The organism is Akkermansiaceae bacterium, from assembly GCA_019634595.1.
Taxonomy (GTDB): domain Bacteria; phylum Verrucomicrobiota; class Verrucomicrobiia; order Verrucomicrobiales; family Akkermansiaceae; genus Luteolibacter.
The window spans coordinates 379,306-394,951 of record JAHCBC010000002.1 but is presented as its reverse complement, the minus strand read 5'-3'; the positions used below and the strand labels follow the sequence as shown (position 1 = coordinate 394,951).

7 protein-coding genes are annotated in these 15,646 nt (G+C 64.0%); 3 read left to right on the top strand and 4 right to left on the bottom strand.

From position 1 onward, the window contains the following. Positions 1-5 precede the first annotated feature (5 nt). From KF712_07430 to KF712_07420, 3 genes are all read right to left on the bottom strand, one after another. Positions 6-935, bottom strand: a complete 930-nt coding sequence (locus KF712_07430; protein MBX3740803.1) for an ABC transporter permease — start codon at positions 933-935, stop codon at positions 6-8. An 18-nt stretch (positions 936-953) separates the two neighbouring features. After that, on the bottom strand, positions 954-2,549 hold the full coding sequence (locus KF712_07425; protein MBX3740802.1) for a peptide ABC transporter substrate-binding protein: 1,596 nt from the start codon (positions 2,547-2,549) through the stop codon (positions 954-956). A gap of 222 nt (positions 2,550-2,771) precedes the next feature. Continuing rightward, positions 2,772-8,165 (bottom strand): DUF5011 domain-containing protein, encoded by a 5,394-nt coding sequence (locus tag KF712_07420; protein ID MBX3740801.1) that lies wholly within the window; start codon positions 8,163-8,165, stop codon positions 2,772-2,774. 273 nt (positions 8,166-8,438) lie between these two features. Between KF712_07420 and KF712_07415 the strand changes: the two genes are divergently transcribed. Together KF712_07415 and KF712_07410 are read left to right on the top strand one after the other, a co-directional pair. Then, a complete protein-coding gene (locus KF712_07415; GenBank protein ID MBX3740800.1) occupies positions 8,439-10,124 on the top strand; it encodes a serine/threonine protein kinase in 1,686 nt (561 codons plus the stop codon). After that, positions 10,121-10,837 (top strand): sigma-70 family RNA polymerase sigma factor, encoded by a 717-nt coding sequence (locus tag KF712_07410; GenBank protein MBX3740799.1) that lies wholly within the window; start codon positions 10,121-10,123, stop codon positions 10,835-10,837. Before KF712_07415 ends, KF712_07410 begins: the two co-directional genes overlap by 4 nt. 377 nt (positions 10,838-11,214) lie before the next feature. On the opposite strand, the gene carB is transcribed toward KF712_07410, so the two are convergent. Further along, a complete protein-coding gene (carB, locus tag KF712_07405) occupies positions 11,215-14,511 on the bottom strand; it encodes a carbamoyl-phosphate synthase large subunit (protein MBX3740798.1) in 3,297 nt (1,098 codons plus the stop codon). 238 nt (positions 14,512-14,749) lie between these two features. Between carB and KF712_07400 the strand changes: the two genes are divergently transcribed. Further along, positions 14,750-15,574, top strand: coding sequence for a helix-turn-helix transcriptional regulator (locus KF712_07400; GenBank protein ID MBX3740797.1), 825 nt, complete (start codon positions 14,750-14,752; stop codon positions 15,572-15,574). Positions 15,575-15,646 lie beyond the last annotated feature (72 nt).

The following is a 15,646-nucleotide window of genomic DNA, read 5'->3' as shown; positions in this document are numbered from 1 at the left end:
GAGGGTCAGCGGCTGCCGCGCAGGCGTGGGTTCAGCCAGATGCCGATAAGATCGGTGGCGAAGTTGGCGATGATGATGAGCAGGCCGTAGAGCATGACCACGCCTAGGATGACGGGCGCGTCACCGACCTCGATGGACTTGATGAAATGCAGGCCCAGCCCCGGCATGGCGAAGATGCTCTCCACCACCACCGCGCCGGAGATCACCGCGGCGAATGCCGGCCCGATATAGGCGATGGCAGGGATGATGCCGCCGCGCAGGCAGTGGCGGACCAGCAGGCGGAAGCTGCCCACGCCCTTCGCCCGCGCCGTGCGGATGAAGTCCTGGCTCAGGATGTCCAGCATCCCCGCGCGCGTCAGGCGGGAGATATAAGCGGCCGTCACCAGCCCCAGCGTGATGGACGGCAGCAGCAGGGAGGATGGCATCGATGGGTTCCACCCCATCACCGGCACCAGTTGCAGATGGCGACCGAAAAAGTCCGCCAATAACGGCCCGACGACAAAGGCGGGGATGCAGATCCCGATCATTGCCAGCCCCATCGCGGAGTAGTCCATCAGCGTGTTTTTCTTCCACGCCGCGATCACCCCCAGCGGGATGCCGGTGCAGATGGCGAACAGCATGGCCAGCACGCCCAGCCGGAGCGAAACAGGAAAGCCCTGCGAGATGATCTCCGTCACCGTGCGGCCTTCCAGGCGCATGCTGGTTCCGGGATTTCCCTTCACCAGATTCCCGAGCTGTTTCAGATACTGGACGTGGGTGTCTTCATTCAGACCGTAGTAGGCTATCTGTTTTTGGAGGATGTGCTCCGGGATCGCGCGTTCGGAGGATTTGAACGGTCCGCCGGGCAGCGCCTTGATGAGGAAGAACGTGATCGTGTAGAGCACGAAGAGAACCAGCAGGCCCTGCAGCAGGCGTTGGAGGATGTTGGCGAGCATGTCGGAAAGGTGAGGGTGTTACTTCTCGAGGCGGATCGCCTTCCAGGGGTGATGGTCCAGCAACAGCGGATGCCAGTTCGTGGCGGACGGATGGTGCAGGTAGTTCCGGGCGTAGTGGGTCATCGGCAGGATCGGCAGTGCGCCCATCAGGATCGTCTCCGCCTGCTGCAGGTATTCCAGCCGCTTGGCCGGGTCCGCCTGGGCGGCCGCCTCACGCAGCATTTCCTCATAACGGGTGTCGCTCCAGCCGGTGTTGTTGTTCCCGTTGCCCTTCGTCCACATGCCGAGGAAAGTGGTAGGGTCCAGGTAGTCGCCGATCCATCCTGCGGCGGCCATGTCGAAGTCCAGGCTCTGCTGGGCGCTCACATAGGAACCCCAGTCCTTGTTCTGGATGTCGATGAGGATGTTGAGGTGCGTCTTCCACATCGCCTGGATGGCCTCCGCGCTGGCGCGTGCCGATGGCCGCGCGATCAGCAGGGAGAAGCGCGGGAATTTGTCCCCGTTCGGGAAGCCCGCCTCCGCCAGCAGGCGGCGCGCCTTGTCCGGATCGAACGTCAGCACCGGCTGCGGGTGGAACGACCCCATGTCCGGCGTGAAGGAAACGGCCGGCTGGAATCCCTCCGTCACGTGCTCGCACAGCAACTGGCGGTCGATGGTCAGCGCCAGTGCCTCGCGCACCCGCGCGTCGTTCAGCACCGGCCGCGTCGTGTTCAGGCGGATGAAGGTGGTGCCGACATACGGCTCCTGCCGGAAGTGGCGTGAGTGGTCCCGCTTCATCGACTTGATCAGGTCGGACGGCACCTGGTACGTCGTGTGGAGCTGCCCGGCCAGGAACGCCCGCGTTTCCGTGTAGGGATTCTCGATCGGCAGGAAGCGGATGCCATTGATGCCCACATTCGCCGCGTCCCAGTAGTACGGATTCCGGTCCACCTCGATGACGTCATGGAAGCGCCACTCTTTCAGCTTGAACGGACCGTTGCCCACCATGTTGGGGAACATGAACCAAGGGTTGTCGCGCGCCTCCATCTTGCCGTGCTTCAGGATCACGTGGCGCGGCGCGGGGAACCACGTGTAGTGGCGGGTGAGGGAGGGGAGGAAAGGGACCGGCTCGCGCAGCTTTACCTGCAGCGTCAGGGCGTCGATGGCCTTCACCCCCACCTGTGAGAAATCCTTCTGCGTGCCGCGGTTGAAATCCTCCGCACCGGTGATGAAATACAGCATCTCCGCATACGGTCCGCCGAGGTCCGGGTGGAGCAGGCGGTGGTAGGCGAAGACGAAGTCATCCGCCGTGACCGGCACGCCGTCGGACCACTTTCCCTCCGGCTGGAGCTTGAACGTCCACTCCGTCATGTCCTCGTTGTGCTCCCAGGAGGCCGCCGCGCCGGGTGGCGTCGCGTCGTCGCTCACCGCGTCATTCGCGACCAGACCCTCGAACAGGGAGGTCAGCACCTTGCTCTCGATGACGCCCGTCACCAGGTGGATGTCCAGCGACTTCGGCTCCGCGGAGTTCCCGACCAGGAGGATGCCCTCACGGTTCGCCTTTTCGACCTGCGTTTCTCTCTGGCAGGAAAAAAGCGGGATGGTCAGGGCGAGACAGGCGATCCAACGTAGCATGCGGCCCTATCCTGACGGCATATGGAAGGGATTGCAGCGGAATTTTTCGGGAATCCCATATGTCCCTTTATCCCTACCGCTCCGGGATCCCTTTGCCCCGGGATGCCTTTGCGACCGCCGGAGGGACGGCCGCCCTCCTTGTGCCCACCCCAAAAAAAAGCGGGGCCGTCCTGATGAAGGACGACCCCGCCGGATCCTTTGGAACAGGCCGCTCCCAGCCCGTCAGTTCGGCGCCGAGCCGAGCAGGAAGATCCCCGACTTCGGCCCCGGAAGTCCGGACAGCGTCAGGTTGAACACAACCTCCCCGGAATCGTTGATCGCACGGCCATAACCGCCGGTCCCTCCTCCGGAGTTCACCGAGGTGCTGATCTTGATCCCCGCCACGATGTGCTTGGCACCCATCACCTCGAAGCTGTCGTTGCGGCGCATGGCCAGCAGCGGCGCGGGGTCCAGACCGTTGCCGCGGTTGATGAACACCGCCTGGTTCGTGGCCGTGGTCGTGTCACCCACCCCCGGAACCAGCGTCGCGTCATAGACGATCCCGCCCATGTCGTTGCAGTCGAATCCATTGATGTTGAGCAAACGCCCGCCCGCCGTGTTGTTGGCCAGATCCCCCTCACGGGCCAGCAGCGTCAGCCTGCCACCGCTCCAGCGCCAGATGCTGCCGTCGTTGTTGGAGTTGACCACCGCGACCGCCGTGGCGTCCTGCAGGAACGCGTGGAAGACCACCGAACCGTCATCCTGCATGTGCAGCGCGGTGAACCGGCTGAAGGCGATCCGGTTGGCCGGAGCCAGCGGGACGATGGCACCCTTGCGGGCAACCAATACCGGCGGGGAACCCACCGCTCCGGAGTTGCTCCAGATGCCGTCATTGTTCGCCGCGGTCACCCCGGTCCCGGTGATGGTGGCGCGGAAGGCGATCTCCCCGGCGCTGTTGACCGATTCACCCAGGAACTGGAAGATCCTCGCCCCGGTCACCCCGTTGGCCGCATTCCCCTCGCGGACCACCAGGTCCGGCGCTCCGCCACCCACGGTCCCCACGAACAGGCCGGTGTTGGTGTCAGGGTCGAACACCGGCGTCTCCAGGAAGGCGGAGAACGCATACTTTTCGTTCGCACGGCTGGCGACCACACGCGGGTGCAACTGGCCGTAGCTCACTCCGGCGACGCCGGTGGGGCTGCCTTCGCGGGCGAGCACGCCACCGCCGCTGGTGACCAGGAGCGTGTCATTGGCGACAGTCACCCCGGCCCCCGAACCGAGCTGCAGGGTGGCCGGTGTGAGCAACAGGCCGTTGGAGGACATCGCCGGTTGGTAGAGCGTGCTGAACGCTTCACCGCCGCCCGTCGGCGCGGCTCCGGATTTCGCCGCGGAAACCACCGCGGCCGCACCGCCGGCGCTCCTGAACTGCGCGGGGGTCGAACCGACCAGCGACTCGAAGCCGGCGTCACCGAGGTGGTTGAGCGTCAGGTTGCTGAAGGCTCCGAAGTTGCCCACCCCGGAAGCGGTCCCCTTGACGGCGAGCACGGTCTGCGCCCCGTTGAGCGGGCCGTAGAACACCGCGGTGTCGTTGGCTCCGGCTCCGGAGAGGGCCGCGTCATAGATCACGTCGCTGCGGTTGTTCACGAACGCGCGGTTGACGTTGAAGATCGTGCCGAGGGGGGCTCCGGTGGCAGGCTCACCGCGGTAGGCGATCACGTCCATGAAACGGACGCCGGGCGATTCCTGGTGCTCGAGCACGATCACGTCGAAGGTGGTCGTGGCGGTGTTGCCGCTGGGGTCGGATGCCATCGCGGTCACCGTCGTCCTGCCGACCGGGAAGCGGGTCCCGGTCGGGTGGGAGAGGGTCACCAGGCGGTTGCCCGTCGCCACATCGCTGGCGGTCACGGTGGGGGCATAGAAGACGGGATTGGACAAGGTCGGCCCCGACGGGTTCTTGACGACGGACGGGATGAGGATGTTCGCCGGAACCGTGATGACGGGTGGCCGCGTGTCCACCACATGGATGGTGCGGGTCACCGAGGTGGAAAGCCCCTTGCTGTCGGTGGCGGTGTAGGTGTTCGTGTAGGTGCCGACGTGGGTGCGGTCCACCGTGTCGGTGATGACGACGTCGATGGAGCCGTCCTCCGGATCGACCGCGGTCGCGCCATGCTCCGTGTAGAAGTCCACATAGCATTCCAGGGTGATCGGGTTCGCGCCGTTGAGCGTGACCACGGGCGGGAGGTTTTCCGCCATCCCGGAGGGGGTGAGGGTGGTGTAGCCGCTCCCGTAGCTGGTGGCGAGGAGGGTGGCGCGGTTCGCCGGAGTGACGGTCTGCCAGCTTCCGCCGCTCCAGACCTGGAGGGCGGTGGAACCGAGGTAGGCGAAGGGATCCGCGGTGTGGTCGCCCTGGATGCGGAGGGAATTGTCCGCCGTCAGGCGGATGGCGCCGGCATCCACGGTGGCGGAGGCGTCGAGCTGGAGGACGTTCCCGGCATTGCCCGCCGTGGAGCCGATGTACACCTCCGTGGCATTGAGCGTGCCGGAGATGACCAGCGCATTGTCATCCGCCCCGGCGTCCATGCCGATGAAGACGGCCTTCCCGGAGGCGGTGACATCCGCGGTGTTCCCGGCGGAAAGGGTGACGGTGTTGTTGTCCGTGGTCCGGCCGATGATCCAGTCTTCCTGCGAGACGAAGCTGATGCCGGAGATGGTTCCGGAAGCGGCTCCGGGATCCAGGGTGGTGAGGCTGCTGACGCTGCCAGTGTAGGCCTTGCCGGTGGAGGAGTTTTTGCCGACCGCACCGACGATGAAGAGATCCCCGTCGAGACTCACGGAGCAGCCGAACCAATCGCTTACCGCGCCGTCGGAGGCAGTGAGCTTGACGTTCTGGGTGACGGTGCCGGTGGCGGTGTCAAGGTTGCGGAAGAGATAAGCGGAACCGGAAGCGTTGCCGTTGTCGTCATCCCCATAAGCCCCGACGATGGCAATGCTGCCGGAGAGGCTCACGGAACAGCCGAAGTAATCACTCACCGCTCCGTCGGAGGCGGTGAGCCTGACATTTTCGGTGATAAAGCCGGTGGCGGTGTCGAGGTTGTGGAAGACATAGGCGGAGCCGGAATTGTAGCCGTTGTCGTCATCCAGATAGGCTCCAACGATGGCAGTACTGCCGGAGAGGCTCACGGAGTAGCCAAAGTGATCGCCCCCCGCACCGTCGGAGGCGGTGAGTTTGACGTCCTGGGTGACGGAGCCGGTGGCGGTGTCGAGATTGCGGAAGACGTAGGCGGAACCGCGCTGGGCATCATCATACACTGCCCCGACCAGACCGATGTTGCCGGAGAGGCCCACGGAATAGCCGAAGCGATCATTTGCGGTGCCGTCGGAGGCGGTGAGCTTGACGTTCTGGGTGATGGTACCGGTGGCGGTGTCGAGATTCCGGAACACATACGCAGAGCCTCTGCTAAAGTCGTCCAGTTGCGTGCCGACGAGGCCGATGGGGCCGGAGAGGCTCACGGACCAGCCGAAGTGATCGTCGAAAGAGCCGTCAGATGCAGTGAGCTTGGCGTTCTGGATGATGGCGCCTGTGGCGGTGTCGAGGCTCCGGAAAACATACGCAGAGCCGGAATTGGTGCCTTTGTCGTCATCCCGGATCGCCCCGACCAGACCGATGGAGCCGGAGAGGCTCACGGACCAGCCGAACTCATCGGATGTCGTGCCGTCGGAGGCGATGAGCTTGGCGTTCTGGGTGACAGAACCAGTGGCGGTGCCGAGGTTGCGGAAGACATACACCGAGCCGGAACTGCTGCCGTTGTCGCCATCCCCATACGCTCCAACAAGACCTATGGAGCCGGACAGGCCCACGGAATAGCCAAAGTAATCGGCCCCAGTGCCGTCAGAGGCGGTGAGTTCGGAAGCATGGAAGGCGGGAGGAGAGGAGAGAATGGGGGTGAGCGTGGTGTAGCCGCTCCCGTAGCTGGTGGAGAGGAGGGTGGCGCGGTTCGCCGGGGTGACGGTCTGCCAGCTTCCGCCGTTCCAGACCTCGAGGGCGGTGGCGCCGAGGTAGGCGAAGGGATCCGCGGTGTGGTCCCCCTGAATGCGGAGGAGATTGTCCGCCGTCAGGCGGATGGCCCAGACCCCGACGTTGGCGGAGGCGTCGAACTGGAGGACGTTTCCGGCATTGCCCGCGGTGGAGCCGACGTTGACTTCAGTGGCATAGAGGTTCCCGGAAATGATGAGGGTGTTGCCATCGCTCCCGGCGTCCATGCCGATGTGGACGGCCTTCCCGGAGGCGGTGACATCCGCGGTGCTCCCGGAGGAAAGGGTGATGGTGTTGTCATCCGTGGTCCGGCCGATGATCCAGTCCTCCTGCGAAACGAAGCTGATGCCGGAGATGGTGCGGGAGGCGGCTCCAAGATCGAGGGTGGTGAGGCTGCTGACGCTGCCGGTGTAGGCCTTGCCACGGAAGGAGTTCCTGCCGTAAGCGCCGATGGTGAAGAGGTCACCGTCGAGGCTCACCGACCAGCCGAAACGATCATTTGCCATGCTGTCGCCGGCGGTGAGCTTGAGATTCTGGGTGATAGCGCCGGTGGCGGTGTCGAGGTTGCGGAAGAGATAGGCGGAGCCGGAATCGGTTCCGTTGTCGTCATCAGCATAGGCCCCGATGAGACCGATGCTGTCGGAGAGGCTCACCGAGTAGCCGAAGTAATCGCCTGCCGCGCCGTCGGAGGCGGTGAGCTTGGCATTCTGGGTGATGGTGCCGGTGGCGGCGCCGAGGTTGCGGAACACATACGCCGCGCCGGAATTGGGATCTATATCATCATCCCCAGAGGCCCCGACCAGACCTATGGAGCCGGAGACGCTGACGGAGACGCCGAACTCATCGAATGCCTCGCCGTCGGAAGCGGTGAGCTTGACATTCTGGGTGACGGAGCCGGTGGGGACATGGAGGTTGCGGAACACATACGCCGAGCCGCGATAGCCGTCATCCCCATAAGCCCCGACGAGGCCGACGGTACCGGCGAGGCTCACGGAAGTGCCGAAGAGATCGGATGCCGCCCCGTCGGAAGCGGTGAGCTTGACATTCTGGGTGATGGAGCCGGTGACGGTGTTGAGGTTGCGGAAGATGTAGGCGGAGCCGCGATAGCTGTCATCCCCGTACGCCCCGACGAGGCCGATGGAGCCGAAGAGGCTCACGGATGTGCCGAAGAAATCGTCTTTCGCGCCGTCGGAGGCGGTGAGCTTTGTGTTCTGGGTAATGGTGCCGCTGGCGGTGTTGAGATTGCGGAAAACGTAGGCGGAGCCTCTGGTATTCTCATCCCAGAACGCCGCGCTGAACGCTCCGACGAGGCCGATGGAGCCGGAGAGGCTCACGGATGTGCCGAACCGATCATAGGCCGCGCCGTCGGATGCGGTGAGCTTGACGTTCTGGGTGACGGTGCCGCTGGCAGTGTCGAGGTCACGGAAGACATAGGCTGAGCCCTTGTAGTCATCCTGCTCTGCCCCGACGATACCGATGGAGCCGGAAAGGCTCAGGGACCCGCCGAAGTAATCGCCCGCCGCTCCGTCGGACGCGGTGAGTTCGGCGGCGTGGAGGGAGGGAAAGAAAAGAATGCCGGAGAGGAGCAGGAGTTTCGGTTTCATGGCAAATGGGGGACTATGTGGGATTTCCAGAGAAATCCGAGGTCGTTCGCCGGGTATTACGCCCCCCGGTCTCCATCGTGACAAATTTCGCAAAGAAACGTGCTCCGCCCCGGAATCCGCAGGGTTTCCGCCGCCGCCCGCCTGCTACCCGAATTGGAGGGAATCGTTCCTTCCGGGAATCCGCACGGAGACGGCAACAAATGCCGTGACCGCCGCCGGGATCTCATGGATAAGAATGGGGGGCAGGCGTTTTCCGTCCCATCCTCTTCACGAATGAAATTCCCTTGTCCGCATTGCCAGGCGCTCCAGGAAATCTCCGGGACCGTTTGTGCGGCATGCGGCAACGGACTCACGGCCCCGGCTTCCCATCAGGGCGGGGAACTCATCGAGGGGCTGAACGCCACGAGCCTGCTGGAGTTGGGATTGCTGCCGCCGCCGGAGCCGGAGATCAGGGCATGGCATCCGCCTTCGCCGGAGGAACTCCACCGGTTGCTCCCGCAGTATGAAATAGCGGCGATGCTCGGCCGGGGTGGGATGGGGGCGGTGTACCAAGGCACGCAGAACCGTTTGGAAAGGCCTGTCGCCATCAAGCTGCTTCCCGCCGAGTTGGCGGATGATGTCCATTTCACCGTCCGGTTCGAGCGTGAGGCGCGCACGCTCGCAAAGCTGAGCCACCCGGGGATCGTCGCCATCCATGACTCCGGCCAGACGCCGGAGGGACACCTTTACTTCGTGATGGAGTTCGTCGATGGCACGGATCTCCAGCGGCTGATCCGCGAAGGCGGACTATCTCCCATGCGATCGCTGGAGATCGTCTCCAGGGTCTGTGATGCCCTGCGGGCGGCCCACGGAAAGGGGGTGGTCCACCGGGACATCAAGCCGGCCAACATCCTGGTGGCGGAGGATGGGACGGTGAAGCTTGCGGATTTCGGCTTGGCCAGGCCCACCCTCGCCGACCATGCCGGCCAGCTCACCCTGCCCCGTCTGGCCATGGGGACCCCGGATTACATGGCTCCCGAGCAGAAGCGCGGGGAGGGGGACCACCGCGCCGACCTCTACGCGCTCGGCGTGGTGCTTTATGAAATGCTGTGCGGCCGCACCCCCCAGGGTGCCTGGCACCTCCCGGGTGATGGAGTAGCGATCGACCCGCTCATCGACGGGATCTTGATCAGGGCGTTGCAGGAGGATCCCGCACGCCGGTACCAATCGGCGGATGAAATGAAGGCGGATATCGAGGCCATCCGTCTGCCACCGGTCCGGGAGAAAGTTCCGGAAAGGAGACAGCCGTGGCGGCCGCTGGCCAAAGGCATGATTGGTGTTCTGGCTGCGGCGGCCCTCGGTCTGTCCGCCCACTGGTTCGCGGGCAGGAATGCCGGAACGGAAGTTTTCCCATCCGGTCCCGGCCGTCCGGGCTGGACGGTCTTGTCCGCCGAGGGAGGTCAGGAGCCTTTTCTGGAAGATCTCCGTGGGCCGGATGGATGGGCGAGGCTGGACGGCGCATCTTATTGGCAGGTCCGCAAGGTTCCCGCGGCCAGCGGAGCGATCCGTTGCAAGGTCAGGTGGAACGGCACCTCGAAACTTTTCCGGCTGGCCGTGGGCAAGACGGACCGCCTGACAGCGTTGTTCTACCGGAGTGAGGATGTCCGCCTCGCTGGGTGGAACGTCCGTGGCATCCGCAGGCCACATGCCATGCCCCTTCTTCCCGGACATGAGGCGGAGCTGTGTGTGGCCTGGACGGCCCGGAATTTCCACGCATGGGTGGACGGCGAACTGATAGGGAGTCTCCCGGTGGCGGAGCCTTCGGAGAGGATCCACTTCGCGCTCAGCTCCGATGCGCCGAAGAACCCGAAGGGCGGCGAGGAGGTGGAAGTCCGGGACATCCGGTGGCTGGACCTCGGGGGAACCCCGGACGGGGATGTGGTGGCGGTGATCACGCGAACTTTGAAACCAACCCGATGAGCGCACCTTTCCCGAGCTACTTTCCGGAGACATCCTGGACGTTGATCGCCAGGGCATCGGGTGAAGATCCCCTGGTGGTGGAAGCCGCCCTGGCCGACATCTACTCCCGCTACCGCTTCCCCCTCTACTGCTATCTCCGCGGGAAGAGGCTCGCCCATCAGGATGCGGAGGATGTTCTCCAGGATTTCTTCGCGCGGTTCATCCGCCTCCGCTCCTTCCAGAAAGCGGATCAGGAGAAAGGGCGTCTGCGGGGATACCTGATGACCTCGCTGGAGCGGTGCCTGATCGACTGGAGATCCCGTAGCTCGCGGAGGCTTCCCGCGCAGGATGCCTCCGCGTCCGGGTTGGGCCGGCGGTATGAAGGATTCATCACCCGGGAAGTCTCCCCGGATCTGGCCTATGAGCGCTCATGGGCGGTCTCCGTGCTCCATGCTTCGCTTGATCGGCTCGGCGCACACTATGAGTGCTTGGGGAAACTCCGGCTCTTTGAGGTCCTCCGCCCGGTGATTGCGGAAGGAGGCACCTTGCGCGGACGGAACAGCAAGGAACTGGCGGCGTCCCTTTCCATTTCGGAGGAAGCCCTGCGCACCGCGCTCCACCGGATGCTGCGGGAGTTCGGCGGCTTCCTGCGGGAGGAGGTCCGGCAAACGGTCAGCTCGGAGGATGTGATCGAGGATGAGATCCGGTATCTGCTCCGGCTGTTCTCCGGATGAGGGGGCGATGGAGGAGGCTGCGGCGGGTGTGGTGGTGACTAGAGCGTGCTGTTTTCAAGTGTCACCGCTGGAGGTAGCGTAACGGCTGCGCCGTTACGGCAGGGAGAACTTTCCATACTCCCAGCGGCATCGCATGGGAGGAGACGTCATCCATGAAGGGCAGGGATGCCATTGCCACATCGTCGTTATGTCCGCTTCCATTCCATGGCATCCGGCGGGGGCAATCGTCAGAAGACCGGAATCAAAGGATGATGGAAAATCCACCCCGCCGGACGGTTTGGAAAACCGTCCCTGCCACCCCTCCATAACGCAAAAACCGCCCCCGGTTCCCCGGAGGCGGCATTCGAAACTTCACGATGGCCGGGATCAACCGGAGATCACTTCACGTGATACTCCTGGAGGCACTTCACGGTCAGCTCGTTGCTCTTGAGCGAGCGCATGGCCTTCACGGAGGCCTCCGCGGCGGCGAGGTTCGTCGCGTGGGAGATCTTCTGGGCGATGGCGGTGGAGCGGATCAGGATTTCATCGGCACGGGACTCGTGGGAGGCCGGGGTGTTGATGATGAACTGGATCTCGCCGTTCTTCATCATGTCGATGACGTTCGGGCGGGCCTGCTCCGCGACCTTGTAGACGCGCTTGCTGGGGATGCCTTCCTCGGTGAGGCGCTCGTGCGTGCCACCGGTGGAGCAGATGGTGAAGCCCAGCGCAACCAGATCCTTCGCCACGGCGACGGCGCGGGACTTGTCGCGGTCGGAGACGGAGAGGAAGACGTTGCCCTCGGTCGGCAGCGGGTTGAAGGCGCTGATCTGCGACTTGGCGTAGGCCATGCCCCAGTCGGCGTCGATGCCCATGACCTCGCCGGTCGACTTCATTTCCGGGCCGAGCACGATGTCGATGCCCGGGAAGCGGTTCCATGGGAAGACGGCTTCCTTTACGCTGAAGTGCGGTGGAATGATGGTCTCCGTGTAGCCCATGTCCGCCAGCTTGTGGCCGACCATGACCTTCGCGGCCAGCTTTGCCAGCGAAACGCCGGTCGCCTTGGAAACGAACGGCACGGTCCGTGAGGCGCGTGGGTTCACCTCGATGACGTAGAGCTGTTCATCCTTCACGGCGAACTGGATGTTCATCAGGCCGCGGACGTTCAGCTCGCGGGCGAGGTCCTTCGCGGCGCGGACGATCTCCGCCTTGATCTCCTCGGAAAGCGAGAAGGCGGGGATGACGCAGGCGGAGTCACCGGAGTGGATGCCGGCCTGCTCGATGTGCTGCATGATCGCGCCGACCACGGAGGTCTCGCCGTCGGAAATGCAATCGACGTCCACCTCGGTTGCATTGTCGAGGAAGCGGTCCACCAGCACCGGGCGCTCCGGGGAGGCGATGACGGCCTCACGCATGTAGCGGGAAAGTTCGGCGTCGCTGTAGACGATCATCATGCCGCGGCCACCGAGGACGAACGACGGGCGGACCAGCACGGGGTAGCCGATGCGGTTGGCGATGACGATGGCTTCCTCCTCATTGACGGCGGTGCCTGCGTCGGCCTGCTTGAGGTTGAGCTTGTCGAGCAGCGCGGAGAAGAACTTGCGGTCCTCCGCCAGCTCGATCGACTTCGGCGAGGTGCCAATGATCGGCACGCCGTGGCGCTCCAGGTCTGCGGCGAGGTTCAGCGGGGTCTGGCCGCCGAACTGGACGATGACGCCGTGAGGTTTCTCCTGGTCGCAGATGTTGAGGACGTCTTCCAGCGTGAGCGGCTCGAAGAACAGCTTGTCGGAAGTGTCGTAGTCGGTGGAAACGGTTTCCGGGTTGGAGTTGACCATGATGGTCTCGTAACCCAGCTCCTTCAGCGCGAAGGCGGCGTGGACGCAACAGTAGTCGAACTCGATGCCCTGGCCGATGCGGTTCGGACCGCCGCCGAGGATGATGATCTTCTTCTTGTCGCTGTCGCGGGCTTCGTTCTCGTCACCGTAGGTGGAGTAGAAATAGGGCGTGTAGGCCTCGAACTCCGCCGCGCAGGTATCCACCAGGCGGTAGGTCGGGATGATGCCCTTGAACTTCCGCTCCTCGCGGATGGTGTCCTCCGTCGGGATGTCGGCGACGGCTGGCTCAGGCTCGGCACGCGGCGGCGCACCGGCGGGCTGATCCTTTTCGCCGTGGATGGAAACGTCGTGGATGGCCTTCGAGTGGGCGCGCGCCTTGGCGATCTGGCGGTCGGAGAAGCCGAGCTTCTTCGCGCGGCGCAGGTCCATTTCCGCGAGCTGCGCGCCTTCATCGGCGATCTGCTTCAGGTGGCCCAGGAACCACGGGTCGATCTGCGTGGCGGCGAAGACTTCGTCGATGGTCCAGCCGTGGAGGAAGGCGGTCTGCAGCCAGAAGATACGCTCCGCGTTCGGGATCTGCAGCTTGCGGGTGATCTCGTCCTTGGAAGGAGCGTGCGGGTCCTTGTTGTCGAACCCGAAGCCCCAGCGGCCCGTTTCCAGGGAGCGCAGGCACTTCTGCATGGACTCCTTGAAGGTGCGGCCGATGGACATCGCCTCACCCACCGACTTCATCGAGGTGGTGAGGACCGGGTTGGCGAGCGGGAATTTTTCGAAGGTGAAGCGCGGGATCTTCGTCACCACGTAGTCGATGGTCGGCTCGAAGGAAGCCGGGGTCTCGCGGGTGATGTCGTTCGGCAGCTCGTCCAGCGTGTAGCCGACGGCCAGCTTCGCCGCGATCTTGGCGATGGGGAAACCGGTCGCCTTCGAGGCGAGCGCGGAGGAGCGGGAAACCCGCGGGTTCATTTCGATGACGATCATCCGACCGGTCTTCGGGCAGGTGGCGAACTGGATGTTCGAGCCGCCGGTCTCCACGCCGATCTCGCGGATGACGGCGAAGGACGCGTCCCGCATGATCTGGTATTCGCGGTCGGTGAGGGTCTGGATCGGTGCGACGGTGATGGAGTCGCCGGTGTGGACGCCCATCGGGTCGAGGTTCTCGATGGAACAGATGACCACGCAGTTGTCGGCGCGGTCACGCATGACCTCCATCTCATACTCCTTCCAGCCGAGCAGGGATTCATCGATCAGGACTTCGGAAACCGGGGAAAGGTCCAGGCCGCGGGCGATGATTTCCTCATACTCCTCGCGGTTGTAGGCGATGCCGCCGCCCTGGCCGCCGAGGGTGAAGGCGGGGCGGATGATGAGCGGGAACGTGCCGATCTCCTCTGCCACCTTCTTCGCCTCTTCCATCGTGTGGGCGATGCCGGAGCGCGGCATGTCGAGGCCGATCTTGATCATCGCCTCCTTGAAAAGCTGGCGGTCCTCGCCCTTGTCGATCGCGTCCGGCTTCGCGCCGATCATCCGGACATTGTATTTCTCCAGCACGCCCGCCTTGTGGAGGGACATGGAGGTGTTGAGCGCCGTCTGGCCGCCCAGTGTCGGGAGGAGGGCATCCGGCTTTTCCCGGGCGATGATCTTCTCAACCACTTCCGGCGTAATCGGCTCGATGTAAGTGCGGTGCGCGAATTCCGGGTCCGTCATGATCGTCGCCGGATTCGAGTTCACGAGGATCACCTCATAGCCTTCTTCCTTCAGTGCCTTGCAGGCCTGGACGCCGGAATAGTCGAATTCACAACCTTGTCCGATGACGATGGGGCCGGAGCCGATGACGAGAATTTTCCGGATCGAGGTGTCTTTGGGCATGGATATGGGACGGTTGGACGCGCGGCAGGGCGGGTAAATTGGACGGGGTGTGGCAGGGATTTTCCCGCTTGTAAAGGGTGGGATTGGCGGAAGTCGGGACAAAGGGGAGGGCGGGTCGGAGGCACGCTGCGGATTTGGGTAAGGATGGCGGATGGGTATTTCGGAAAGGCAAACCTTTCTCCCGGGATGGCCGCCTCCCATCGGTTTCGGCTGGAAAACCGTGTCCCCGGTGACGACCATGCCATCCGTGAGTGACATGGCGGAGGGATTCGTGCTCCCGGAAAACGATGTCAGGGGGATCGTCCGCCTGCTGGGGGAGGTGATCGCGATGAGAGGGAACATCAACGTCTGCCGAAGGCGGCTGATGGACGGACTGTGTCAGCTCATTTCCGCCGACGTCTGGGTTTGGTGCATGGCGGAGTTCGATCCGCGCAAACCACCCTCTTTCCTGGGGTTGTTGCACGGGGGATTCACCGAAAAGCGGTTCGCACGCTACATCGAGGCGATCAACCACCCGGACATGGAGCGCATCAGCAGGCCGCAGTCGGAAGAGCTGCAACAGCGGGGGACCCATCTCACAAGAACCCAGAAACAGCTTCTGAAAGGGAGCGACTGTTCTCTGGAAGCTTCCGCCGCCTACCCGGCCTGGGTGCGGGCGGACATCGACGTCATCATGACCTCCCTCCGTCCCATGCCGGGAGGAGGGGTCAGCGGGGTGGGGGTGTACCGGAATCTCGGGCGTTCCCAGTTCGGGGAGCGGGAGGCCCGGATCTGCCACATCCTTCTCAGCGAAGTCCCGTGGTTGCACTTCCAGAGCTTCCCGGGCCAGGAGGGAAGGGAGATCACGCGGCTTTTCCCCCGCCACCGGACTGTGCTCAACTGCCTCTGCGAGGGTTGGGGCCGGAAGAAGATCGCCGACTACCTGGGCATTTCGGAAAACACGGTGAATGAATACGTGAAGACGGTCTTCCTGCATTTCCAGGTTCATTCCCAAGCGGAGCTGATCGCGCGTGTGTCGACCGGGGATGGCGGGGACCGCTTTCAAGTGGGGACTCCATCGTGAGGATCCATTCCCCAACCGCTCCGGCTGGAACAGTTGTTGGGAGAAAGCTGGGTATATAAGGGCCGTAAGGGC

Excerpts from the sequence above, each read along its gene's own strand:
- KF712_07415 (MBX3740800.1), top strand. The coding sequence starts at position 8,439 with ATGAAATTCCCTTGTCCGCATTGCCAGGCGCTCCAGGAAATCTCCGGG.
- KF712_07425 (MBX3740802.1), bottom strand. The coding sequence starts at position 2,549 with ATGCTACGTTGGATCGCCTGTCTCGCCCTGACCATCCCGCTTTTTTCC.
- KF712_07400 (MBX3740797.1), top strand. The coding sequence starts at position 14,750 with ATGCCATCCGTGAGTGACATGGCGGAGGGATTCGTGCTCCCGGAAAAC.
- KF712_07430 (MBX3740803.1), bottom strand. The coding sequence starts at position 935 with ATGCTCGCCAACATCCTCCAACGCCTGCTGCAGGGCCTGCTGGTTCTC.
- KF712_07410 (MBX3740799.1), top strand. The coding sequence starts at position 10,121 with ATGAGCGCACCTTTCCCGAGCTACTTTCCGGAGACATCCTGGACGTTG.
- carB (MBX3740798.1), bottom strand. The coding sequence starts at position 14,511 with ATGCCCAAAGACACCTCGATCCGGAAAATTCTCGTCATCGGCTCCGGC.
- KF712_07420 (MBX3740801.1), bottom strand. The coding sequence starts at position 8,165 with ATGAAACCGAAACTCCTGCTCCTCTCCGGCATTCTTTTCTTTCCCTCC.